The organism is Corynebacterium minutissimum, assembly GCF_016889765.1.
Classification (GTDB): Bacteria; Actinomycetota; Actinomycetes; order Mycobacteriales; family Mycobacteriaceae; genus Corynebacterium; species Corynebacterium minutissimum_B.
In genome coordinates this window covers 1,296,053-1,319,719 of sequence record NZ_CP069533.1, presented here as the reverse complement: position 1 = coordinate 1,319,719, position 23,667 = coordinate 1,296,053, and the positions used below count along the sequence as shown (strand labels likewise).

At 57.6% G+C, this 23,667-nt stretch carries 23 protein-coding genes and 2 tRNA genes; 13 read left to right on the top strand and 12 right to left on the bottom strand.

The window, feature by feature from the left end:
- Positions 1 to 20: 20 nt before the first annotated feature.
- Complete coding sequence (locus I6J26_RS06050; RefSeq protein WP_115020889.1) at positions 21 to 266, bottom strand: ribbon-helix-helix protein, CopG family; 246 nt, start codon at positions 264 to 266, stop codon at positions 21 to 23.
- A gap of 76 nt (positions 267 to 342) precedes the next feature.
- Here I6J26_RS06050 and I6J26_RS06045 point away from each other — a divergent pair, with 76 nt between their 5' ends.
- Together I6J26_RS06045 and I6J26_RS06040 are read left to right on the top strand one after the other, a co-directional pair.
- Positions 343 to 816, top strand: a complete 474-nt coding sequence (locus I6J26_RS06045; RefSeq protein ID WP_181815318.1) for a GNAT family N-acetyltransferase — start codon at positions 343 to 345, stop codon at positions 814 to 816.
- 113 nt (positions 817 to 929) lie between these two features.
- The gene (locus I6J26_RS06040; RefSeq protein ID WP_115020887.1) at positions 930 to 1,877 is read left to right on the top strand and encodes a polysaccharide deacetylase family protein; all 948 of its coding nucleotides are present in this window, start codon (positions 930 to 932) and stop codon (positions 1,875 to 1,877) included.
- Positions 1,878 to 2,086: 209 nt separating this feature from the next.
- On the opposite strand, the gene I6J26_RS06035 is transcribed toward I6J26_RS06040, so the two are convergent.
- From I6J26_RS06035 to gyrA, 5 genes are all read right to left on the bottom strand, one after another.
- A complete protein-coding gene (locus I6J26_RS06035; protein ID WP_115020885.1) occupies positions 2,087 to 4,039 on the bottom strand; it encodes a hypothetical protein in 1,953 nt (650 codons plus the stop codon).
- Between the two features lie 514 nt (positions 4,040 to 4,553).
- Positions 4,554 to 4,626 (bottom strand) — tRNA-Ala (locus I6J26_RS06030).
- A gap of 9 nt (positions 4,627 to 4,635) precedes the next feature.
- A tRNA-Ile gene (locus I6J26_RS06025) sits at positions 4,636 to 4,712 on the bottom strand.
- Between the two features lie 110 nt (positions 4,713 to 4,822).
- Positions 4,823 to 5,170: a DUF3566 domain-containing protein gene (locus I6J26_RS06020; RefSeq protein ID WP_039672956.1), complete on the bottom strand. Its 348-nt coding sequence runs from the start codon at positions 5,168 to 5,170 to the stop codon at positions 4,823 to 4,825.
- A gap of 3 nt (positions 5,171 to 5,173) precedes the next feature.
- Positions 5,174 to 7,762, bottom strand: coding sequence for a DNA gyrase subunit A (gene gyrA / locus I6J26_RS06015; protein WP_115020883.1), 2,589 nt, complete (start codon positions 7,760 to 7,762; stop codon positions 5,174 to 5,176).
- Between the two features lie 90 nt (positions 7,763 to 7,852).
- Between gyrA and I6J26_RS06010 the strand changes: the two genes are divergently transcribed.
- The 3 genes from I6J26_RS06010 to I6J26_RS06000 all read left to right on the top strand — a co-directional run bounded on the left by I6J26_RS06010 (position 7,853) and on the right by I6J26_RS06000 (position 9,314).
- A complete protein-coding gene (locus I6J26_RS06010; protein WP_115020881.1) occupies positions 7,853 to 8,071 on the top strand; it encodes a CopG family transcriptional regulator in 219 nt (72 codons plus the stop codon).
- Between the two features lie 348 nt (positions 8,072 to 8,419).
- A complete protein-coding gene (locus I6J26_RS06005) occupies positions 8,420 to 8,857 on the top strand; it encodes a hypothetical protein (protein WP_115020877.1) in 438 nt (145 codons plus the stop codon).
- Between the two features lie 10 nt (positions 8,858 to 8,867).
- Positions 8,868 to 9,314, top strand: a complete 447-nt coding sequence (locus I6J26_RS06000; protein ID WP_115020875.1) for a DUF6918 family protein — start codon at positions 8,868 to 8,870, stop codon at positions 9,312 to 9,314.
- A 147-nt stretch (positions 9,315 to 9,461) separates the two neighbouring features.
- Here the strand turns inward: I6J26_RS06000 and gyrB are convergent, their stop codons facing one another.
- The 5 genes from gyrB to dnaA form a co-directional block, all read right to left on the bottom strand.
- Positions 9,462 to 11,501: a DNA topoisomerase (ATP-hydrolyzing) subunit B gene (gene gyrB / locus I6J26_RS05995; RefSeq protein ID WP_115020873.1), complete on the bottom strand. Its 2,040-nt coding sequence runs from the start codon at positions 11,499 to 11,501 to the stop codon at positions 9,462 to 9,464.
- A 138-nt stretch (positions 11,502 to 11,639) separates the two neighbouring features.
- The gene (locus tag I6J26_RS05990; RefSeq protein WP_115020872.1) at positions 11,640 to 12,191 is read right to left on the bottom strand and encodes a DciA family protein; all 552 of its coding nucleotides are present in this window, start codon (positions 12,189 to 12,191) and stop codon (positions 11,640 to 11,642) included.
- Complete coding sequence (gene recF / locus I6J26_RS05985; protein WP_115020871.1) at positions 12,184 to 13,377, bottom strand: DNA replication/repair protein RecF; 1,194 nt, start codon at positions 13,375 to 13,377, stop codon at positions 12,184 to 12,186. The genes I6J26_RS05990 and recF overlap by 8 nt, the downstream gene beginning before the upstream one ends.
- A 5-nt stretch (positions 13,378 to 13,382) precedes the next feature.
- Positions 13,383 to 14,564, bottom strand: a complete 1,182-nt coding sequence (dnaN, locus tag I6J26_RS05980) for a DNA polymerase III subunit beta (RefSeq protein ID WP_070669473.1) — start codon at positions 14,562 to 14,564, stop codon at positions 13,383 to 13,385.
- 571 nt (positions 14,565 to 15,135) lie between these two features.
- Positions 15,136 to 16,746, bottom strand: a complete 1,611-nt coding sequence (dnaA, locus tag I6J26_RS05975) for a chromosomal replication initiator protein DnaA (protein WP_115020869.1) — start codon at positions 16,744 to 16,746, stop codon at positions 15,136 to 15,138.
- 780 nt (positions 16,747 to 17,526) lie between these two features.
- Between dnaA and rpmH the strand changes: the two genes are divergently transcribed.
- Genes rpmH through I6J26_RS05935 form a run of 8 tightly spaced genes read left to right on the top strand, consistent with a single transcriptional unit; the run spans position 17,527 to position 22,464 of the window.
- On the top strand, positions 17,527 to 17,670 hold the full coding sequence (gene rpmH / locus I6J26_RS05970; RefSeq protein WP_003847033.1) for a 50S ribosomal protein L34: 144 nt from the start codon (positions 17,527 to 17,529) through the stop codon (positions 17,668 to 17,670).
- Between the two features lie 3 nt (positions 17,671 to 17,673).
- Positions 17,674 to 18,042, top strand: coding sequence for a ribonuclease P protein component (gene rnpA / locus I6J26_RS05965; RefSeq protein WP_070669475.1), 369 nt, complete (start codon positions 17,674 to 17,676; stop codon positions 18,040 to 18,042).
- Positions 18,030 to 18,308, top strand: coding sequence for a membrane protein insertion efficiency factor YidD (gene yidD / locus I6J26_RS05960; protein WP_083311800.1), 279 nt, complete (start codon positions 18,030 to 18,032; stop codon positions 18,306 to 18,308). The genes rnpA and yidD overlap by 13 nt, the downstream gene beginning before the upstream one ends.
- Positions 18,309 to 18,317: 9 nt before the next feature.
- On the top strand, positions 18,318 to 19,304 hold the full coding sequence (gene yidC / locus I6J26_RS05955; RefSeq protein ID WP_115020867.1) for a membrane protein insertase YidC: 987 nt from the start codon (positions 18,318 to 18,320) through the stop codon (positions 19,302 to 19,304).
- Between the two features lie 21 nt (positions 19,305 to 19,325).
- Positions 19,326 to 19,955: a 16S rRNA (guanine(527)-N(7))-methyltransferase RsmG gene (gene rsmG, locus I6J26_RS05950; RefSeq protein WP_115020865.1), complete on the top strand. Its 630-nt coding sequence runs from the start codon at positions 19,326 to 19,328 to the stop codon at positions 19,953 to 19,955.
- A 10-nt stretch (positions 19,956 to 19,965) separates the two neighbouring features.
- A complete protein-coding gene (locus tag I6J26_RS05945; RefSeq protein WP_115020862.1) occupies positions 19,966 to 20,814 on the top strand; it encodes a ParA family protein in 849 nt (282 codons plus the stop codon).
- 9 nt (positions 20,815 to 20,823) lie between these two features.
- Entirely contained in the window at positions 20,824 to 21,879 is a 1,056-nt protein-coding gene (locus tag I6J26_RS05940) for a ParB/RepB/Spo0J family partition protein (RefSeq protein WP_115020860.1), read from the top strand.
- Between the two features lie 9 nt (positions 21,880 to 21,888).
- The gene (locus tag I6J26_RS05935; RefSeq protein ID WP_115020858.1) at positions 21,889 to 22,464 is read left to right on the top strand and encodes a hypothetical protein; all 576 of its coding nucleotides are present in this window, start codon (positions 21,889 to 21,891) and stop codon (positions 22,462 to 22,464) included.
- 457 nt (positions 22,465 to 22,921) lie between these two features.
- On the opposite strand, the gene I6J26_RS05930 is transcribed toward I6J26_RS05935, so the two are convergent.
- Entirely contained in the window at positions 22,922 to 23,305 is a 384-nt protein-coding gene (locus I6J26_RS05930; protein ID WP_239121856.1) for a hypothetical protein, read from the bottom strand.
- Positions 23,306 to 23,667: the final 362 nt, after the last annotated feature.

Genomic DNA, 23,667 nt, shown 5'->3' with positions numbered 1-23,667 from the left:
GATTGGGAATAGGCGCGCACCTAAGCGAAGACGGTTTTCTTGATCGCCCGTCGGATCAATTCAGACCGGCTAATCTTCTCCTTCGCCGCAACTCGGTCAAGAGTGGTTAACTCTTCCTGCGTCAACCTTACGGCCACGACCTCGGCTGGCTCAGAACCTCTTCCGGGACGTCCGCGTCCTCGCTTTTTCAACTCCTGCGGGTCATAACCATGCTCCGCTTCTGCGACCCATACATCCAATTGCTTATCAGTAACTTTTACAGGCATGGGATTATCGTATAACGAAAAGTTCGCTCTGCCACCGTCTCGAACGAGCATACTTTCGGTCTCTACCATAGGAACTATGCATCTTCTCCCCTTGACTGAAGCCGACCGCACCTACCTCGCCCGCCTTAACTTCCTTGCCGATACGTTCGGCGATGAGCACAAAGCGCTCCCCGATGGTTTTGAGGAGGGCTTTGAGTACTACCTCGGGGGCTGGGAGCCTTCCCGCGGTGGATACATCGCCTGGGAAGGCCACGTGCCCGCTGGCGGTGTATGGCTCAACTGGGGCACTGCTGAACGCCACGGCTTTGGCCACGTGGCTGAGGGCATTCCCGAGCTTGCCCTCGCAGTCGAATCCCGCTTCCGCGGCCAAGGTGTGGGCACCGTGCTTATCGACGCCGCCACGGACCTCGCCCGTGACATGGACACTCCCGGCATCTCCCTCTCTGTGGCCAAAGACAATGACCGTGCCCACCGCCTATACCTACACCTGGGCTTTGAGTCGGTAAGCGAACGTGACGGTCACATCGTCCTGGTCAAGCGCTTCGCCTAAACCTCACACGCAACACAACATAACTTGTTTCACTCTAGTTGCGTGTCACTAGGCCTTTTACCACTACATGCGAGTGAAAATAAGGGGCCGAATTGTCTCCGTAGAAGGTTGTCATGCGTCGAACCAGAATCCTTACACACTCGCTCGCTGCCCTCACGCTCGCAGTCTCCACCGCACTGCCCGGCGTTGCTACCGCAGCTGAGCTCCCCAAGCTCCCCGCACCGGGAATCCCGGCACCACAACTGCAAGTGCCTGCCGACGTCCGGAAGGAACTCGACCGCATCGAGGAAGACGCCTACAACGCCCTTCCCAAGGAGCTCCAGAACAACCCCATCTTTGCCGGCTCCTCACGCCCCCAAGCACCCGGATCGAAAGACAAGAAGAAGCCAGCGGCCAAAGATAACAAGCACGGCGCGGAAAAGCACCACAAGAGCAACCAGCACTCCCAGTCCGTAGCGGATGCTACGTGTTCTAACTGCGTTGCCGTCACCTACGATGACGGTCCCGGTGAACTTACGGCCCAAGTGCTCGATACCCTCAAGGCCAAGGACGCGCATGCGAGCTTCATGGTGCTCGCTCCCAAGGCCTACGCGCATCCTGAGCTTCTGCGCCGCATGAAGGCCGAAGGCCATACCGTGGGCAACCACACCGCCACACATCCCGAACTGGACAAACTACCGGCAGGCCAGGTAGACGGGGAGATCAAAGCAGGCGCTGCCGCCATTAAGGCAGCCACCGGCGAAAGCCCACGCTGGCTTCGCCCTCCCTATGGCGCAACCAACAACACCGTCTACAAAGCCGCACAGGCCAATGGTCAAGCCCAAGCACTGTGGTCAGTCGACACGCTCGACTGGAAAGACCTCAACACCGACCACGTCTGCCGTGCTGCCGTCGACGGCGCACAACCAGGCGCCATCATCCTCATGCATGACATCCACCCCACCACCGTCGCAGCTACCGACTGCGTCATCGACGGCCTCCGCGCCAAGGGCCTCGAGCCAGTCAGCCTCGACCGCCTCATCCCAAACCCGGAAGCGGGAAAGCAGTATCTTACTCGCTAGGCAGTAACGCGGCTTTAAGCACACATACACGATTGCCACTAGCACCATAACGAACCTAAACAGGCAATAGGCTCCAACCAGTTTGGTTGGAGCCTATTCATGTACCCACTGGGTTGCTTAAAGAAAACGAAATGAACCCCGCCTTATGGCGGGGTTCATCTACTGGCTTACTCCGTTAGGGGCGGAGTGGTGACATCATCTACCGGGAATTAGAACGGGAGCTTGATGTTCAGAGCCTTGGCGATTGCCGGGAAGGCAGCAGCAACTGCAGCCAGAACACCAGCAACGATGCCGAAGATAGCGAGCGGGGTCGGCTTGCCGTTGTTGGACAGCTTGTCCTTAGCAGAGCTCTTGTCGCCCTTCTTGTTGCCGTCCTTGTTGTTGCCGTCCTTGTTGTTGTCGCCCTTGTTGTTGTCGCCGCCCTTGTCAGCGTCGCCACCGTTCATCTGCTTCTCCAGAGCATCGGCGATGCGGGCAGCGTTGTCGGCGTTCTTCTGAGCCAGCTTGGCCTGGTCCTCGCGGTCCTTTGCAGCTGCAGCGTCGTCGGAGATAGCCTTCTGAACACCGTTGTCAGCGTTCAGAACCTTCTTGTACTCCTCTTCCCAAGCCAGGTTGAAGTTGTTCGGACCAAAGAGGCGCTTAGCAGCGGCGATCTTCATCGCTACGTACTCCTTAGCCTCATCGTTCCGGTTGGAAGCACCGTCGAAGAAGACCTTATCCAGCGGCTCGGAGCAATCCTTCTTACGGGTGTTGAACGGGTCCTCCTTGTCGAGCTGGTTGCCAGGGTTAGCAGGGTCGATTGCATCCTCATCCTTGGACTCACGCGGGCCGCAGATGCCGCGGCCGTCGATGCCCTGGAGGTCACCCGGGAAGTCGGCGTACAGGTCGTAAGCCTTCTTGGTTGCTTCACCGTAGGCGTAGTAGTTCTCAGCGATAGCTTCGTTGACGTAGTTCGGGCCGTCGATCTCGCCGTCCTTGTCGTTACCAGTCTTGGCGCCGCCATCCTCCTGAATCAGGCGGTCGTAAGCCTGACGCAGGGTGAGCTGCTCATCGTTGATGACAACGGTGCCGTTCTCGCCGGACTCGTAGAGCTCGAGGACGCGAGCACCGATAGCGAACTGAGCCTCCATCGGGCGAAGGACGTAGACCTGTGCCCAAGCACGGTCAAGCAGGCCCTGGCGAACCAGGACGTCAGACTTCTGGGACTCGCGGGAAGCCGCACGTGCAGCGTCGCGTGCCTCATTAAGAGCAGCGGTGTCAGCCTTCAGCTGCTCGTAGAGCATTTCGGCATCGGCGATGACGGTCTCAACGAGGCCAACGTACTCGCGCGGGATGTAGTTGTCCTGGGTCTTGTCAGCAGAGCGGTGACCAGCGTAATCGAGGCGCAGCTTGTACTGCTCAATAGCTGCTTCGAACTTCTTCAAGTTCTTCTTCGGGGTCTCCTGAGCGCTCCAGAAATCGAGTGGGTTGATTTCCTCGAGAGCCGGAGCCGAAAGGTTCGTGGTACCGAGGTCGTCGCCGGGGGCGTTCTCGATCGTAATGCCCTTGTCATTGAGGAACTTGTTGGCAGCGTCGATGTCGGACTTCAGGAGACCAGCCTTCTTGTACTCGTCGGTCTCGTACTGGGAGCCCTTGTTACCCTGCGGGTTGTTGCCGCCGTTCTTAACGCCGGTGACGTTGGTCACGGTAACATTGTAGTCGAAGGCCTTCTCTTCGTAGTTGTTCCAAGCAGCGTCAGCAGCCTTGTCCTTCTCCAATGCGTAAGCAACGGAAGCACGTGCAGCCTGAACGTTCTTTTCAGCCTGTGCGAGCTGCTCGGTGGTGAGGTTAGCGAACTGCTGGAAGTCCTTGTACTCCTGCTCCTCAGAGATATCGACACCGTCACCAGCAAGTGCGGCTACCTTCGGGTACAGGTCCTTGTACTGGTTGTAGCTCTGAATGAACTTGTCGGTGGAGTTGGTCATATCGAGCAGCTGCTTCTCGGTGAAGTTCTCAGCAGCGACATCCTGAGCCTTGGATGCGTCAGGCTTGTTGAACTCTGGGCCCTGGATGCTGTTGACGGTGGTGTCCTCAGCGAAAGCCGGGACTGCAACACCGGAGACACCGGTGGCTACTGCGATGGCACCTGCGAGAGCGGCGGTGCGAACACGGTTCTTGAACATGTAATTCCCCTATGAGAGTTGAGGTCGGACTGTGAAAATTATCTTACGATAACCGTCGTGTAGGGCGACGCTAGCAATCGTTCTTGATGAATGATCTTCACATTCTCAACGAGTAGTGCAGCTTTTGTCGCTGTTTGAAAGATTATCGGAGTTCTGTCGCTCTTTCCAGTCAAACGCAACAAGTTTCCAAAGTTTTTCCAACCCTCTGTTGGCCGTCACCGGCTAATCAGCAGGTAGATGACAGTGTTTTATACGAGAGGGGCTGGTGTAACTATTTCTAACCTCTGTGAATGCTGTGAATGATTTTACCCCTATACGGGTAATAATTACATTTATGTCATTCGATAGGCACCGAAACGAGGCGCCAAGTCTGGCAACCTAAATCGATTCCACTCGGCGCCGGATCAACCGGGCACGTCGGTTAACTCTCGGGTCCACATTCAGGGTCCAGCCCCGGAGTTGAAACACGAAAGACGCCCAGCGTCCATCGCTGGGCGTCTTCACTTTTATGCTGTGGAGCATAGGAGAATCGAACTCCTGACCTTCTGCTTGCAAAGCAGATGCTCTACCAATTGAGCTAATGCCCCATTGTTCCGTGGTGGGCCTAGCTGGAATCGAACCAGCGACCTCATCGTTATCAGCGATGCGCTCTAACCGACTGAGCTATAGGCCCTTACCGGAACGAGTAGTTACTCTACATAGGACTGGCGATCTATTACAAATCGCCAGGTCAATCGACATTTCCTAGGTAGTCTTAGAGCACTATTACCGCCATTCCTTTGGCTAACGGTGCGGCTCGTCTTGTAGTCGCACCTTGAAGCCGCCAAAGACATCAACAATGGCGTTATATATAACAGCCATGATCGGCGCCAGCAGCGTCATGAGTACAGCAATAATGGCACCGAAAAGAGCAGCCGCAGAGACTACAAGGCCGAAGCTGACTTCAAAGCCTCCACCAACACCGCCCACAAGGCTGTTGAGAGAATCCCAGATTCCTGCTTGGTCGAGGCCGAGGTACAGCAGACACACTGCGATAATCCAGGCGACCAAGCCAACGAGGGACATGGCGAGCCCCACGCGGAAAGCCGACATCGGTGAAATCCGCGCTAGGTGCAGCTCTCGTCCGATCATGACTTACTCCTCATCAGTCTTATCGTCAGCGGCCTTGTCCTTGTTGTCCTTGGTGTCTTCGCCCAACTTGAGGTGCTCGGGCTTGACATCCTCAACGGACTTCTCACCCTTGGCTACTGCCTGAGCATCTTCCTCGCCGTCATCCTCAACATTGCGGTCGATAGCAAGCAACTCAACGTCATCAGCCAGATTAACCAGACGAACGCCCATCGTGGCACGGGAGCTCGGGCGAATCTGGTTGACCTCAGTACGGACAACGCCGCCGGCAGACGTGATGGCGAAGATTTCGTCATCCTCGTCCACAGCAATGGCAGAAATGAGCTTGCCACGCTTCGGGGTGTACTTGAAGGTCATGACACCCAGGCCGCCACGACCCTGCGGCGTGTATTCCTCAATCGCCGTGCGCTTTCCGTAGCCACCAGAGGTTGCGACGAGCAAGAATTGGCCGTCATTGACCACGGACATAGACAGCAATTGATCATCGCCGCGGAAGCGCATGCCCTTCACACCGGCGGTAGCACGGCCCATCGGACGCAGCTGGTCATCATCCGCGGTGAAGCGGATTGCCTGCCCCTGCTCAGAAGTGAGCAAGATGTCATCGCCTTCGTTAACCAGCTGTGCGCCGATCAGCGCGTCGCCTTCGTTGAGGTTGATGGCGATGAGGCCAGCAGAACGTGCGGACTCGTAGTCGGTCAGACGGGACTTCTTCACGCGGCCCTGCTCGGTGGCCAGGACCAGGTAAGGAGCGTCCTCGTAGGACTGAATCTGAATGACCTGTGCGATCTTCTCCTCCGGCTGGAACTCCAGCAGGTTGGCCACGTGCTGACCGCGGGCGGTACGGCCTGCCTCCGGCAGCTCGTAGGCCTTGAGGCGGTAGACACGGCCAAAGTTGGTGAAGAACAGGATCCAGTCGTGCGTGGAGCAAACGAAAAAGTTCTTAACAATATCGTCCTGCTTGAGCTCAGCACCGCGAACGCCCTTTCCACCGCGCTTCTGCGCCTTGTAGGCGTCTACCTTGGTGCGCTTGGCGTAACCGGTAGCGGTAATAGTTACGACGACGTTCTCACGAGCAATGAGGTCCTCATCGGTGACGTCGCCAGAGGCAGCGACGATTTGGGTGCGACGCTCATCACCGTAATTCTCCACGATCTCCTCAAGCTCATCGTGGACAATCTGACGCTGACGTTCCTCACGTGCAAGAATGTCCTTCAGGTCCGCGATAGTCTCCTCGATCTCCGCCAACTCATCAATAATCTTCTGACGCTCCAAGGCTGCCAGGCGGCGCAGACGCATGGCCAGGATGGCATCGGCTTGGATCTCGTCGACGTCGAGTAGCTGCATCAAGCCCTCGCGTGCCTCCTCCACCGTGGGGGAACGGCGAATGAGCGCGATGACCTCATCGAGCATGTCGAGTGCCTTGACGAGACCGCGCAGGATGTGGGCGCGCTTTTCGGCCTCATCGAGGCGGTACTGAGTACGGCGAACGATGACCTCGATCTGGTGAGCCACGTAGTAGCTCAGCATCTGGTCCAGACGCAGCGTGCGCGGCACGCCATCGACGATGGAGAGCATGTTCGCGCCGAAGGAGGTCTGCAGCTGGGAGTGCTTATACAGATTGTTGAGGACAACGCGGGCCACGGCATCACGCTTCAGCGTGACAACGATGCGCATACCAACACGGTCAGAGGATTCATCCTCAATCTTGGCAATGCCGGCAATCTTGCCGTTGACCACGGACTCCGCAATGTTGGAGATCATGTTGTCCGGGTTGACCTGGTACGGCAGCTCGGTGATAACGATGGTCTGGCGGTTGCCCACCTCCTCAATGGAGGTCACACCACGCATGCGGATGGAGCCGCGGCCCGTGGTGTAGGCGTCCTTAATACCTTGGTCACCAACAATCAGACCAGCGGTGGGGAAATCCGGGCCCTTGACGTACGTCATGCACGCTTCAAGCGCCTCTTCCTCACTGGCATCCGGGTGATCCAGAAGCCAATAAATGGCATCCGCCAGCTCATTGAGGTTGTGCGGCGGGATGTTGGTGGCCATACCAACGGCGATACCGCCGGAACCGTTCATCAGCAGATTAGGAACACGGGAAGGCAAGATGACCGGCTCTTCAGTCTTGCCATCGTAGTTCGGAGCGAAGTCGACGGTGTTTTCGCGAATATCGCGCACCATCTCCATAGCCAGCGGGGTCATGCGGCACTCGGTGTAACGCATAGCTGCCGGGCCGTCATTACCGCGGGAGCCGAAGTTACCTTGGCCGTCTACCAGCGGGTAGCGCATGTTCCACGGCTGAGCCAAGCGCACGAGGGTGTCGTAAATAGCGGAGTCACCGTGGGGGTGGAACTGACCCATCGTGTCAGAGACTGGACGAGCAGACTTCACATAACCGCGATCCGGACGGTAGCCGGAGTCAAACATTGCGTACAGAATGCGGCGGTGCACCGGCTTGAGGCCATCGCGAACCTCAGGAAGAGCACGGCCGACAATAACGGACATGGCGTAGTCGATGTAGCTCGACTCCATCTCCTCATTGATGTCAATCGGATGAATACGATCAAAAAGATCGCCATTGTTATCACTCATAACGCCTTATCGTACCGTCTGGGGCGCTGTGAGGCCTTCTACGCCATGATGTTGGTATCACTGTGGTATCACACTGCTAGCATGTGAGGCATGGCAATGACACTCAGGCTCACCCCCGAGCAAAATCATGCACTCACGCTGTTGGCTTCCGCACAAGGGACATCGAAACACGAGGCAGTGGTCCGCGCTGTGGTGGCTGCGGCTTCCCGAACACTTTCTGATGCTGCTGTCCAAGACACCGCCCGTCGGCTTTTGCCCGGGCGTTCTGAGCTTGAAGCAGAGATTCGCCGGACTCGTGGGCTCTTATGAGTGTTGAGCATTTAATTCTCATAGCCCGCGAATTCTGCCGCATATATCGCGTACGAATAGTGTCCTTCGCGGCACTAGCCGCTGCGGCGGGTGCAAGTACTGCATCAGTAGAAGGCATTCCCGTCCACGGGACTCGACAAGAGTCTGCGGCCGCTCTCGAAACTGTGTTGCGTGCTTTCCCTGCGTTGAATGCAGAGAATGAAGAATTCGCGCGCTTTTGCGCGCAGGTCTACCTTTCTGTGGCAGAAGTTATGTAAGTTAAACATGTTAAAGATGCTTAAACCATTGCGCGTTTAGGTAGTGGTGCGTCCTTCATCGTCCCACTCCCTCTCTAGAAAGGAATTCCCTATGTCCATGAAGAAGCTTCTCGCTGCCGGAGTCGTGGCCACTACCCTTGCTACTGCTGTTGCCCCAGCAGCGAGCGCTGAGACCACTAATGACGACTGGAAGAACAAAGTCAATCCTGACTTCCAGCAGGGCGAGGCTGGCTCCTCACTCACGGGCTCCACTCCCCTGGACATGACTTTTATCATCGGCGGCTCCATTGCCGGTGCTTTGGCCCTGCTCAAGCTAGTCGTCGACAACGTCCCAGCCCTGCGCGCTCAGGTTGATGAGTTTGCCGCACAGGTCGGCCTTGCTGGCTCTTCCGGTTCTTCTGAGGACAGCCGTCTGAACCAGGGTGGCCTCGACTTTGACCTCGAGCGTCTTGCCCGCACTAATGGTTTCCCGGAGATTGCTGACCAGCTCGCCGCACTCAAGGCAGGCTCTAGCGCCCCAGCACAGTAAGCTCACCTATATGGCAAACCTCACCCAGCTTCTTCAGTCCCCTACCCGCAATGCCGTGGTGGCGGACTTGTCCACGGCCGCCGATGAAGCCGTTTCTTCTTTGTCCGGAATTTCCGGCATGGCCTTCAAAGGTGCATTAGCAGCCGCCAAGAAGGCAGATTCCAAAGTTGTATCCAAGGGAGTCAACCAGATGCTCCCAGAACTTCTGAACAGCCTTGATTCCTACTGGAAGGAATTCGAAGGTTCTGAGCAATCAGACTTTGGCACATACCTTGATGGTCGCAGCTCTGAAATTACTGATGCCATTATGGCTACTGCTGATAAGTCCGCTGAGGACATCAAAGCACCAGGCATTGCCCGTACCTACAAGTCACTACGCGGTAAGGCTTCCTCCATCTTGGAGCCAAACGTTCCGACCATCGGCCGTGTGCTGCAGCGCCACATGGGTACCGTTTAGGCCACCGTTTAAGAAGCGTCACCTCGGATTCATAGACACACAAAAAGACCAGCTCCTCGTTGTGAGGGCTGGTCTTTTCTTATACTGCTGGAAAGTACGTGCAGCTCTTTACTTCACGTCTGAACGGTCTTAGACGTGTAAGACCGTTTAAACGTCGAGGAAGCGCACGTCCTTTGCGCGGCGAGTAATAAAGGAGCGGCGGGCTGCGACGTCATCGCCCATAAGGATGGAGAAGAGTTCGTCGGCACGCTGGGCATCCTCAAGGTCCACACGGCGCAGAATGCGGGTGTTCGGATCCAACGTGGTCTCCCACAGCTCGGAGGCATTCATCTCACCGAGACCCTTGTAGCGCTGAATTCCGTCATCCTTGTTGATCTTGCGGTTCTCAGCCAAGCCCTCAGCCAACTGCTTGTCGCGCTCGGCATCGGAGAACGCGTATCCCGGCTGGCCCTTAGCCCACTTGAGCTTGTACAGAGGCGGGTTAGCCAAGTAGACGTGGCCGTCCTCCACCAGCTGCGGCATAAAGCGGAAGAGCAGCGTCAACAGCAGCGTGGCGATGTGCTGGCCGTCAACGTCGGCATCGGCCATAAGCACAATCTTGTCGTAGCGCAGCTTGGAAATATCGAACTCTTCGTGGATACCAGTACCCAAAGCGGTAATGATGGCCTGGACTTCGGCATTCTTGAGCACCTTATCCATGCGGGCCTTCTCCACGTTGAGGATCTTGCCGCGAAGCGGAAGGATGGCCTGGAACATCGAGTCACGACCACCCTTAGCGGAACCACCTGCGGAGTCACCCTCCACGATGTACAGCTCGGAGAGCTTTGAATCCTTGGAGCGGCAATCCGCTAGCTTGCCTGGCAGACCACCAAGGTCACCGGCAGACTTGCGGCGAACGAGTTCACGGGCCTTACGTGCCGCTACACGAGCGTGTGCGGAAGCGACAGCCTTGTTGATGATGACCTTGGCCTCAGCCGGGTTGGCATCGAACCAGTCATTGAGGTGCTCATTAACTGCACGCTGGACAAATCCCTTGATCTCAGAGTTGCCGAGTTTGGTCTTGGTCTGGCCCTCGAACTGGGGATCGCCCACCTTGACGGAAATAACCGCAGCAAGGCCTTCACGGCAGTCATCGCCAGAGAGGTTGCCATCCTTTTCCTTGATGAGCTTGTGCTCTTTGGCGTAGCGGTTCATCAGGGACGTCAGCGCCGCACGGAAACCTTCCTCGTGCGTACCACCTTCATGGGTATTGATGGTGTTGGCGAAAGTGTGGACGGATTCCTTGTAGCCCTGGTTCCACTGCAGTGCGATTTCAACCTCGTGGTCCTCACCCTTGACGTCAAAACCAACGATGGTGGGATGAATGGCAGACTTGTTGCGGTTGAGGAACTCAACGTAGTCCTGCAGGCCGTTTGGGTAGTGGTAGATGACTTCCTTCTTTTTCTTGGAAGTCTTCTTCTCGCCGTCTTCCCCAGAAGCGTCCTTCTCATCGAGGGAGCTAAGACTAACCGCTGCGTCACCAGCCTCGGCGATTTCTTCAAGCTCTGCTTGCTCCTTCGAGATAGCACGTTCATCACGAAGAACAATGGTCAGGCCCTTGTTCAGGAAGGCCATTTCCTGCAGGCGGCGCGCAATAGTGTCGTAGTTAAATTCGACGGTTTCAAAAATCTCTGGGTCCGGCCAGAAGCGGACTGTGGTACCGGTACCACGGGCTTTCTCACCTTCAACGAGCTCATCTGGGATGGCGTTGGTGAAGTTCTGGTACCAGTGCTTGCCATCGCGCTTAATGTCTGCCTCAACACGGGTGGACAAAGCGTTGACGACGGAAATACCCACACCGTGGAGACCACCGGAAACGGCGTACGACTCAGAGTCGAACTTACCGCCCGCATGCAGCTGAGTCATGACGACCTGGACAGTAGGAATGCCAGAGGCATGCATCTCCACTGGGATACCACGGCCGTTATCGATGACCTCGACACCACCATCCTCACGGAGAGTAACAACGACCTTGTCGGCGTAGCCCGCCATGGCCTCATCGACGGAGTTGTCAACGATCTCCCAGATCAGGTGGTGCAGACCACGGGTACCGGTGGAACCGATGTACATGCCGGGGCGCTTGCGGACGGCCTCGAGGCCTTCCAGAATCGTAATTGACCCCGCATCATATGCGTGTTGTTCAGCCACGGATTCGTGTTCTCCTTTTGGCTAGAGCTAAATCTAAGACTTTAGCCATTCTACACTGTGTCCCCCTACACAGGGACACTGCACGCCAGTGAGAAGCCCAAATTTGCGTGAATTTCGCGATCAGTCCAGATAGCCGGATCAACCATATGTGTCTTGTGAGCCTTGCGGCTTGACCCATTGGCGCCCTTCATAGTTGCGATGCTGCTTGGGGCCTTGAATGTGTAGCTTCACCACAACATCAGGGCCGAGGCGGTCGGTGATTTTCTGCAAGATGGGCCGCTGAAGGTAGCGCAACTCCGTGGCCCAACTCGAAGAATCGCAGGCTACGTAGACGATTTGTTCTTTGATGTTGATCGGTTGTGTGTGAGCAGCAATGCGCTCGCCCACGAGGTTTTCCCAATTACCCATCACCCAGCCGTGAGCCAGTTCGTGCTCCCAGCCGCGTTTGCCAATTTCACGCTGGATCTGTGCGCCCAGGCTCGGAATCTCTAGGCTGCGTCGCCGGCGGCGCCCATCCGGCCCACTGGGACGTCCACGGCGATATGGCTTGGGCTGGTTCTCTATAGGTGTGGATGCCAGATTCATCTTGGGCGCGGGCTTGTTCAGCTTCGGCGCATTCTTGGAATTACTTCGAGTGCGTTCAAACAGGGCCTTTACTGGATCAACTGGATCACTGTCCTGCTCAGTCATGCTGATCACCATCCTCATCATCAGCAGCAGCGGCATGAGGTGTAATTTCAGAAATTCTGCCCTCGTCCGTGTCGCGCACGGTGACGGTAAAACGCTCGATGGGTTGCAAGTTGCCAGGCAAATCCTCGTCCACAGCTGCGGTGATGAGTACCTGTTCGGCTTCGGCAGCAAGATGCACGAGCTTCTCGCGGCGCTTGGCATCGAGCTCTGCAAAGACGTCATCGAGGATAAGGATCGGATCGGTACCGTCCTGTCGCAGCAGATTGAATTCTGCGAGTCGCAGGGAAATGGCATAAGACCAGGTTTCACCATGGCTGGCAAAGCCCTTCGCAGGGCTGGTGCCCAAGTTCAGCACGAGGTCGTCGCGGTGAGGGCCCACGAGCGAGATGCCGCGCTCGATTTCGCGCTGGCGCTTAGTTGCTAGCTCGGTGAGCATCATGGCCTCGATAACCTCACGGTCGGAGATATCCACCGTGGACTTGTACTCGATGCTGGCTGGGCGCGATTCCGGGGCCAGGCCGGAGTAGGCAGCAGGGATGAGGTCCTGGAGATCGTCGACAAGCGCCAAGCGTGCCTGGATCACCTGCGCGCCGAGCGAGGCCAGCTGGGTATCCCATGCGTCGAGGGTGGCCAGAGCCGAAGCGCCATCACTGTCGTTGTAACCGCGGCGCAGACTCGCTGATGCCGACTTCAGCAACGCATTGCGTTGCTTTAATACCTTGTCATAATCTGCCTTGACCCCGGCCAAGCGTGGGGTGCGCGAGGCAATAATGTCATCGAGGTACTGGCGGCGTGCTGCAGGTTCGCCACGCACGAGCGAGAGGTCCTCCGGGGAAAACAAGACGGTTTTCACCACGCCGAGCAATTCGCGTGGGGACTTCAGACGTGTGCGGTTAATCTGCGCCTGGTTCGCCGCATGCGGTTTGATGAGCAAGTGCGCGGTAAGCTCGCGGCCCTGGTTAACAGCGGTAGCGGAAATGCGGGCGTTGTTCGCTCCTTGGCGCACGAGCGGGGCATCGTGGGATACGCGGTGCGAGGACAGGTGCGCGGTATAGCCGATGGCTTCGACGATATTGGTTTTGCCGAAGCCATTGCGGCCAACGAAAAGGGTAATCCCCGGTTTTAGCCCGAGGGTGAGCTCGGGCCAGGAGCGGAAGTCCCTGACATCGAGATCGCGGATGTACATACGGCCTAGCCTGGCAGGCGTACCGGCATCAGCAGGTAGGTGAAGTCCGTCTCCGGGGTGGGGAACGTGCCGTCTTCGTTGGCCTCCGGCAGCTCCTCTGGCTCCGGAATCATGATGGCCGGACGGGAAGGTTCAGTAAAGCCGAAGACAACGCGATCCGTGTGGACGACGCCAAGGCCGTCCTTGAGGTAAGACGGGTTGAAGGCGATAACGAAGCTATCGCGGCCGTTGAAAGCACAAGGAAGGGTTTCCGTCGCGCGGCCAGAATCAGCACCGGCGGCAAGTGTGACTTCGCCTTCGCTGAATTCCATGCGGATTTGGGCATTGCGGTCCGTCAGTAGGGAGACACGGCGAATTGCTTCCTGCAGCGGAGCTACCTCGATGCTGGCCATGGCCGTGTGGGTCTTCGGCAGCAGCGGTGCCACGTTGGGGAAGTCGGCATCAAGCATGCGGGTGGTGGTCTCACGGTTATCTGCATGCAGACCAAACAGGCCCTCAGCCGCAATGTTCTCACCGGTACCCACGGCGATCTCCACCGGGATGTTGAGGTGAGTATCCAAGGAACGGCCAGTGTCCTGGAGCGTCTTGGCTGGAACGAGAAGCTTGGCCTCAACATTGTCTGCGACCGGTTCCCACTCGAAAGTGCGCATGGCCAAGCGGAAGCGGTCAGTAGCGGTCATCTCCACGTGGGAGCCATTAATCGCAATATGCACGCCGGTGAGCATGGGAAGCGTGTCATCCTTACCCGCCGCGGCCACGACCTGGCTGATGGCTTCAACGAAAAGCTGCGGGTTAATGGTGCCGGTGACCTCCGGCAGGACCGGCAGCTGCGGGTAATCATCAAGGGGGATGAGCGGCAGCTCGAAGCGCGAGGAACCACAGGTGAGCAAAACCTTGGAATCTTCCTGCGTCATCTCCACTTCCTTGTTGGGCAAGGACGCAACGATGTCAGAAAGCAGCTTGCCAGCGACGGCAATGCGACCCGGCTCATCCACCATGCCGGCGATGCGCACGCGCGTGGAGACCTCGTAGTCAAAGCCGGTGAATTCCAAACCATTGTCATCCGCGGTGATCAGCATGGCGCGCAGCACCGGCTGCGTGACCTTTGACGGCAGACTGCGCGCGACCCATGCGACGGCGTTGGCGAGGTCATCTTTGGCAACGCGAAATGACACGGACTGGTCCATGGTGGTGAGACGCTCCTCTAGTTGCTGATGGATAAATTCCTGACGGATAAATTCTTGGAAGCTCACTCCAACTTACAGGATCGGCGAGACACCACAGGAGTTTTGTCATTCACCATCTCTGCTCCTCGTTGGAGACCGGTGGCCAGGCGGGCATCGACGAATCACACACATCCTTTTTCTTCTTAGTTAGGGAGAAAACAAAATAGGAGTAGTAATAAGCGCTGTGGGATCTGTGGAGAACCCTACAAAAGCCAAGCTTGCTCCGGCGAATCGATCTGTGGGCCAGGATGTGGGATCCCTGTGATCAAATGACACAAAATGTGAGTAACTCCGTCGGGGTCAGAGTTATCCACAATCCATCCCCAGATCTATCGCTGCTGATCACAGGGTTGCCCACAAGAGAAAATCTGGTCCTGATCTGCTGTGGAATCCGAAAACGTGACGAGGATCTACAAATTACAACAATGAAATTACACAGGTGTGGATAACGCTGTGGATAACGAAAAGTGCCCCTCCCAAGGCCGTCACCGTGGAGTGGTGAGGTGGGAGGGGCGTCGGAAAGCGCGCGTCGTTAGCGGTGATTCTTCACGCGTTGGGTCAGCGCCTGGATTTCGTCGTACGTGTTTCTGTTCTCCGTCATCTCTTTGCGGATCTTCCGGTCGGCATAGATGACGGTGGTGTGGTCCTTGCCACCGAATTGATCACCAATTTTGGGCAAGGAAAGCTCTGTGAGCTCGCGGCACAGATACATTGCCAGCTGACGGGCGTGGGCCACAGCGCGCTTCTTACCAGAACCGCGCAAGGTTTCGACGTCAATGTTGAAGTACTCCGCGGTGACCTCCATGATGGCGGCTGCGGTGATCTGGCGGTCGGCCGAGTCCGGTGCCAGATCCTGTAGCGCAATCTCTGCCATCTCCATGCTGATCGGTTCGTTGACCAGGGAGGAGTAGGCAGACACGCGGATAAGTGCGCCTTCCAACTCACGGATGGAAGATTCAAAACGCGAGGCAATGAGCTCCAGGACTGAGCGGTCGACGTCGGTGCCGTCCGCAGCGGCCTTCTTCATGAGAATGGCAATGCGCGTTTCCAAGTCTGGCGGCTGGATATCCGTGATGAGACCGCCTTCAAAGCGGGTACGTAGGCGGTCTTCCAGGGTCGTCAGCTGTTTCGGCGGACGGTCAGAGGACAAGATAATCTGCTTGTTCGCCTGGTGAAGCGCATTAAAGGTGTGGAAGAACTCCTCCTGCGTGGACTCCTTGCCCTCAAGGAACTGAATGTCATCCACCATGAGGATGTCCAAGTTGCGGTAGCGGCGCTTGAAGGATTCTTGGCGGTCATCACGCAGCGAATTGATGTAGTCATTGGTGAACTCTTCCGAGGACACATACTTCACGCGCAGCCCTGGGTGCAGCACCTGGGCATAGTTGCCGGCGGCGTGGAGCAGGTGTGTCTTGCCCAAACCAGAACCGCCCCAAATAAATAGTGGGTTATATGCGCGGGCGGGGTTCTCCGCTACGGCTACGGCCGCGCCGTTGGCAAAACGGTTGGAGGAACCGATGACGAAGTTCTCAAACGTGTGCTTCGGGTTGAGGGACTTCTCGTGATTCGGGTTGTGCGCGGGTTCCTCACGGGGGATTCGTGCACCGGCTGCCTCCGGGTAGCTGGCTGGTGCAGTGGCCTGCTGTTCACTGTAGTGCTGAGCTAGCTCGTCCAGGCTGGCCGGTGAGTAGGTGGAATCCCACCTCGTGGCCTGCTGCTGTTGCTGTGGCTGGGCCGGCTGAGACTGGTGGTCCATGCCGTACTGGGGTGCCTCAGTTTGGATGGGGCGCTCGGGCGTGGGGTCTGGTTCAACTTCAGCAGGGGCAGACGCTGCTGGTTGCTCGGGCGCTGCCTGCTGGGCGGTAATCGTCACGGCCAGGGAACAGGGGCGGCCCATGTGCTGGGACAAGGTACGTGAGATGTGCTCCCCTAGCTCGGTCTCAATGACATTCTTGGCGTTTTCGTGTGGGGCGGCGATGAGGGCGTATCCGTCGCCGATCATGATGGGTTCCACGAGCTGCAAGTTGAGCCGCTGGCTGTGGGTAAAGTTCGGCACATGTGAGTTGGGTTGCTCAGACTGTGCCAGCAGATCAGTGACCACTGCTTTCCAGCTGGCCCTGAGGGCCACTTGCGGATCAGACAAGACGCCTACCTTCTATGTAGTTCGAGTTCACACTGCCAGTGGTGAGAGGCCACGGGGCAGGTACTCGACCCACGTACTTGACCACTGTGCGGGTAGCGCAGTGATTCTTGTAATTATCGGGGGACGGACGGATGGACTGTTGAGAGAGTAAAAGAAATTCCACGGGTTTCCACCGAAGATTCCACACGATGTTTTAGTGCGTCACCTCGGTTTCCACAAAGTTATCCACAGGTGTGAATTGGTGGTTTATCCACAGCCTAGCGCATGGCTGTGGATAACTTCCCAACGGTACCTTAATGGCTCTGACCTGCATATACGGCAAAAGTCTCAAGGTTCAGTTGAGAGTTATCCACACCTTGTGGGTAGCTGTGGAATTTGATTCCTTAGTTCTACCGCGTTGTCCCGAGGCTGTCTAACGCACTTTTTATGCATGCAGTAGGTCTGGTTGATTCGAACCCTGTGAAGGTGCGATGTGTCTGGGGTTGACTCGCAGCATGAGGGCCAAAAGTGGCGCTCTAGCTGGGGATAAAAACATCGATGTCATTTCGGGTACACCCAGTGTGTCGATTTGTTCTACGCCCCATCTGTCACGTAACCTGTGATGGTCTATCGCAGCAGTGCATAACGCACATGTTGCATGTGGGACTGCCTCGCCCCGCCGCATGGCGCTATCCGGGCGAAGCCTCATCCCCGCGAACACCATTCATCAGTGGATGCTCAGGCCCAGCCGCGCCGCGCGGCGGGTTTGAGCTATCTGCGTACAACTTCAAGGAGTTAATCGTGGCAAAGGGTAAGCGTACCTTCCAGCCGAACAACCGTCGTCGTGCTCGTAAGCACGGCTTCCGCACCCGCATGAGCACCCGCGCTGGCCGCGCTATCGTCGCAGCTCGTCGCAAGAAGGGTCGCGCTAAGCTCACCGCTTAATTCATGCTTCCAGCCCAGCACAAGCTCACGTCCCCGAGGCAATTTCGGCGGACTATCAAGGGCGGACGCCGGGCGGGCACGCGCACCGTTGTCGTGCATATGCACATCAACACTGGTGAGGACGCCATCGCGGCTACTGGCCCGCGATTTGGCCTCATCGTTTCGAAGGCCGTCGGGAATGCCGTGGTTCGCCACCGCACCTCCCGGCGGCTTCGTCATGTGTGCATGGCGGTGATGAGGGACGGTGCTCATGGCACTCCCCTTCCGCCGAATGTTGACATTGTCATTCGAGCCCTGCCCGCCAGCGCCGAGGCAACAAGTGAGCGCCTTGCCCGCGATATCCGCAAAGCCCTAGCAAAATGGGATATCTAAACTCCCAGGGAGAAGAGATTCCCCCTGCCCGCGGCTTCGGGCGAGTCCTAGTTCACTGGGTGCGCTTCTACCAAAAGCATGTCTCACCCCTTAAGATGGTTTCGACCTGTCGTTTTGAACCGACATGCAGTGCCTATGCCCTCGAGGCCATCTCCGTGCACGGAGCGCTCAAGGGAGTGGGCATGGCCGTCGCCAGGCTCTGCAAGTGTGGGCCCTGGCATCCGGGCGGATTCGATCCGGTACCGACCAAACAACATCGAAGGTAAACAACACTCGTGCTTAATTTCATCTATTGGCCAATCTCAGCCGTTCTGTGGTTCTGGCATTGGCTTCTGAGCTTCGTCCTCGACTCCGGTTGGGGCGGAACGTGGATCATCGCCATCGTCCTGCTGACGTGGACGCTGAAAGCGCTCATGGTCAAGCCGACCATCACGCAGCTGCGCTCCTCACGCAAGATGCAGGAGATCCAGCCGCAAATCCAAGAACTGCGCACCAAATACGCCAATGATCAGACCAAGGCAGCGCAGGAGATGCAGCGCATCTACAAGGAATCTGGTGTGCGCCCGGTAGCGGGCTGCTTGCCTATGTTCGCCCAGATTCCGATGTTCATTGGTCTGTTCCACGTGCTGCGCTCCTTCGACCGAACCGTGGCCGTCGCCGGTGGCATTGGCCACCCGGCAGGTGGTGCCATGTCGGAAGAGATGAACGCCTCCATCGCGAACTACATCTTCAAGCCGGAATTGGTCAAGGAGTTCGTGGATGCCAAGATCTTCGGCGTTCCGCTCGTGGCTAACCTACGTCTTAACTCAGGGCTGGAGATTGTCAAGAGCACCACGACAACGCAGGCAGCGCTTATTATCGTGCCGCTGATTGCCATCATTGCGGTGCTCACGCACTTCAACGCGCGTATGACTCTGAACCGCCAGGAGGCTCGTCGCGCTGCTGGTAAGACGGCTACGCCGCAGGGTCAGAATGCGGAAATGATGCAGCAGCAGATGGCCATGATGAACAAGATGATGCTGTGGTTTATGCCGGCCATGCTGATTTTCTCCGGCTTCATTTGGCCCATCGGTCTGCTCTTCTACATGCTGGCTAACACCGTGTGGACCTTCTTCCAGACGCGTATCGTGTACGCCAAGATGGACCGCGAGGAGGAAGAGGAGGCAGCTGCCAAGGCTGAGCTCAAGCGCACCTCTGCTCCGAAGCCGGGCGCTCGCAAGAAGGACAACCGCTCTAAGAAGCAGCGCCGCAAGAATAACTAGAACTACCCAGGAGTTTTCACAGTGACCGACACCGTATCCGACACTGTGCCACTGGACCCGTCTGACGTCTTTGGATCGCGTCTTCCGCTCGCGCAGAAGTATCACGATTCACTCGCCACGGACGGGTCCACTCGTGGTTTTATTGGCCCCCGCGAGGTCCCGCGCCTGTGGGAGCGCCACCTCATCAACTGCGCTGTGGTCGCGGAGGTGATGCCGCAGAACGCTACGCTTATCGACGTCGGCAGTGGCGCCGGCTTGCCCGGAATCCCGCTCGCCATTGCACGCCCCGACCTGACGATCACTCTCATCGAGCCGCTGTTGAAGCGCTCGACCTACCTCAGCGAGGTCGTCGACCTTCTGAGCCTCGATAACGTCACCGTCATCCGTGGCCGTGCTGAAGAAGGCCCAGTGAAGAAAGCCGTTAAGGGCGCGGATATCGTGACCTCCCGCGCGGTGGCCCCGCTGGGCAAGCTGGCCAAGTGGTCCCTGCCGCTGGTGCGCAAGGGCGGCGAGATGATCGCTCTCAAGGGCTCCTCGGTGCACGAGGAACTGGAGCGCGATGCCGCGGATATTAAGCGTGCCGGTGGCGGAAAAGCCGAGGTCATGACCATTCACGGCACCACGATTATCCGTGTCCCGCGCGTGAACTAAAGTAGACGGCATGACTCATCCTCGTCTTATCACCATTGCGAACCAGAAAGGTGGCGTGGGTAAAACCACCTCCGCCGTGAACCTTGCCGCCGCGCTCGCTGACGCCGGCAAGAAGGTACTGGTGATCGACCTGGACCCGCAGGGCAACGCCTCCACCGCCGTAGGCGCGGAACATACCTCTGGGACGCAGTCCAGCTACGAGGTCCTCTTGGGAGACTGCACGGCCAATGACGCCATGCAGCACTCCCCCGACAATGAGAATCTGTACTGCATCCCTGCCACCATTGATTTGGCTGGCGCGGAGATCGAAATGGTGTCCCTTGTGCGCCGCGAATTCCGCCTCTACGATGCCCTCCACAAGGGCTTCCTAGAGGAGCATGGCTTCGAGTACGTCTTCATTGACTGCCCGCCCTCTCTAGGCCTGCTCACCATCAACGCAATGTCGTGTGCTGAAGAGGTCATTATCCCCATCCAGTGCGAGTACTACGCCCTGGAGGGCGTGGGCCAGCTGTTGGGCAATATTTCCATGATTCGGGAGCATCTCAACGAGGATCTCCACATTTCTGGCGTCCTGCTCACCATGTTTGATGCCCGCACCAAGTTGGCCCAGCAGGTAGCAGATGAGGTCCGCGAACAGTTCGGTGCCGTGGTCCTGGGCAACGTTATCCCGCGTTCCGTGCGCGTTTCAGAGGCGCCGGGCTATGGTAAGACAGTTATCGCTTATGACCCGTCGTCGACAGGCGCCCGCGCGTACGCCGCCGCTGCACGCGAGCTGGACAAGCGCGGTGATTACACGCCGCACCCCACCACAGGTGCTATTGGCGTGAGCCCGGAGATTTTCGCGGAACTGGAAGGATAGGAGCAACGGATGGCAAACAAGAAGGCAGACCAGAAGCCGGAACAGCGTCAGGGTGGTCTGGGCAAGGGCTTGGCTGCGCTCATTCCGTCCGGCCCGGGTGCTCCATCCCGCAAGCCTCACTTGGGCGATTCCGCCGCGGACATCATTCTCGGTGCCTCCGCCGGCACACCAAAGGACGCCGGCACGAAGAAGGTCCAGGGCGCTCCGACCATCCAGCAGTCTTCCGGCTCAAAGAAGCGCCAGGCTAAACCTTCTGTCATTGGCGCGACCTACCGCGAGATTTCCGTCGGTGACATCCTTCCCAACCCGAAGCAGCCGCGTACCGTCTTTGACGAGGACGAACTGGCAGAACTGGTGCACTCCATCAAGGAGTTCGGCCTCTTGCAGCCAGTCGTAGTCCGCCCCTCCGAGGAAGGCGGCTTCGAGCTCATTATGGGTGAGCGCCGCTGGCGTGCTTCCTCCAAGGCAGGTCTGGCCACTATCCCGGCTATCGTCCGCGACACCAAGGACGATGACCTCCTGCGTGACGCCCTGCTGGAGAACATCCATCGCGTGCAGCTCAACCCGCTGGAAGAGGCCCACGCTTACCAGCAGCTGTTGGAAGAATTCGATGTGACCCAGAACGAGCTTGCTGATCGCATCGGCCGCTCCCGCCCCCAGGTCACCAACATGATCCGCTTGCTCAAGCTGCCGGTCACCGTGCAGAAGCGCGTTGCTGCCGGCACCTTATCCGGCGGTCACGCCCGTGCGTTGCTGGGCCTGCCGGATGCAGAGGCCATGGAGCTCATTGCCAACCGCATCGTGGCCGAAGGCCTGTCTGTGCGCGCCACGGAAGAAGCCGTCACTCTGTACAAGCGTGAAGGCAAACCGGCTGAGCCGACGAAGAAGCAGCCCGCTCCGCAGCCGCAGTTTTTCACCGACTCCGCCGAGCGCCTTGCCGATCGCTTCGACACCAAGGTCACCGTCACCATGGGCAAGCGCAAGGGCAAGATGGTCGTAGAATTTGGTGACCAAGAAGATTTCGAGCGTATCTTGGCTCTCATTGAGGGAAACGAAAGCAGCTAGCTCCCAATCATGCTTATTGAGGCCGTCAAGGAAGGTGTTGCCATCAACCCCTTGGCGGCCCGATCCATTTTCTGGGAAATGAAGACCACGGTCGCTGATCCCGCCTTTGAGAAGGAAGCGTGGCTGAGCGCTACCTTGCTGAGCTACGGTGAGTGCGGTTTTACCGTGGGCGATGAGGCTACCGTCTTCTTTTGCCCACCGGAGCTTGCGCCCGGTGCGGCAAAGCTACCCACCTCCCCGGTTGCTGAGGACGCCGTGTTGGTGTCTTCTTTGTTTGTGAAATCGGAGCGCGCGGCGAAGGGCTTGGAAGCCGTGCTTCTTGACGCCACAATAATGCACCTCACCTCCCGCGATGCCTCCGCGCTGGAAGCATTCGGCTATCGCGATGCCCGCCAGGCCGAGGACTTGTTGCGCGACAAACCCGGTCGCATTGGCCTTCTTCCAGTGGAAACCCTGGAGTCAGCTGGCTTCATGGTGGTGCGCGATCACCCCATCACACCTCGCCTGCGCCTGGAACTTCCCCCTGCCTTCGACCTGCTCACTGCCGCCGCGGTGGAGGACCTCCTCGCCCGCGCCCTGGCGTAGGGCCTAGGCTTCAAAGACCTATTCAATGAACAGGCCCGGAAGTTCATTCTCACTGTTGCACGATGTTATTAAACCCCTTATGCGTATAACTACGCACACCACACCCGCTCTCGGATTTAATCGTGATGGTGTGGTTTTCTTTCGGGGTTGTATTTGGGGGATTATGATGCCTAGGAACGAAACTCGGGGCACTTCACTGCTGTATCTCGGCGGGGCATGTCGGTGTCAACGTCTAGGGGTATTGAGCAGAGTGATATTTAGCCCGCTGCGTTCGGCTTGGTCGATGTGGATTTGGTCAGGAAACCAGGATGAGGCCGCCGATCCAGCTAAGGAAACGGAAGGGGCCTATCGGTGCCAAATGGTGCTACCCTAGTGTTATTGCCACCTGTTACGACAGGATCGGAAGAAGACCCTGGGACCCCAGCCGGACGACTGGACCCAGGGTCTTCGCCTGCCTCTAGAGGGAATCCGGGGTGGGACGTTTGAGGACCACTTTCTCGTGCAGCTTCTCCCAGTACTGCTCTTCCCCTAGATGGACGGAGTTCAGTGCTCCCAGAACGGCATCTGGAATCCAGAGCAGGGGATCATCGCCACCGCGTACGTGTCGCAGTCGGATGCCAGCACTTTGTCCCTGGCCCTGCAGGGCAACTATATGGGCGACGTCTCGCCTGTTTTGTGCTTCTTGCCGGCTTTCCAAAGTGACGTTGTGGACGTGCATCTCGGAGAGCTCGAAGTACATCTGCTCCAAGCATTTCCTGCGGTGCCTCTCCGTCTTCTTGCTCACTTCACTCCGGTGGGTGATGATCGCTTGCATGGAGTCGATCTCAGAAAGGGTGTCCACGATTTTTCGGCGTCGGCTATTACGTTCGTCGGTCCAGTGAAGTTTGACCTGGCCAGGAAGTCGTAGTGGACGCAGCTCCTCGCGTATTTTTCCAAGTCTTGAGTGTCGATGATGGCTGCACACACCATGTACTCCTGCCGGTCTGGGGGTCTAGGGGCGGAGGACTCATCGATGTAGGCGACTAGCTGTGATTCCACCCTGGAATTGTAGCCTAGCCTTCAAAGACAACTTCCATATGGCGGGATGCAAGCCACGATCGCTGTGGTCAGAAAACAGCCACCAGGGAACTAGACAGCCGTTGTCTGTGTATAAGGAGAAGAAGGTGCCAAAGACCGTGCCAGTGAATCCAGCGCAAATTTCAA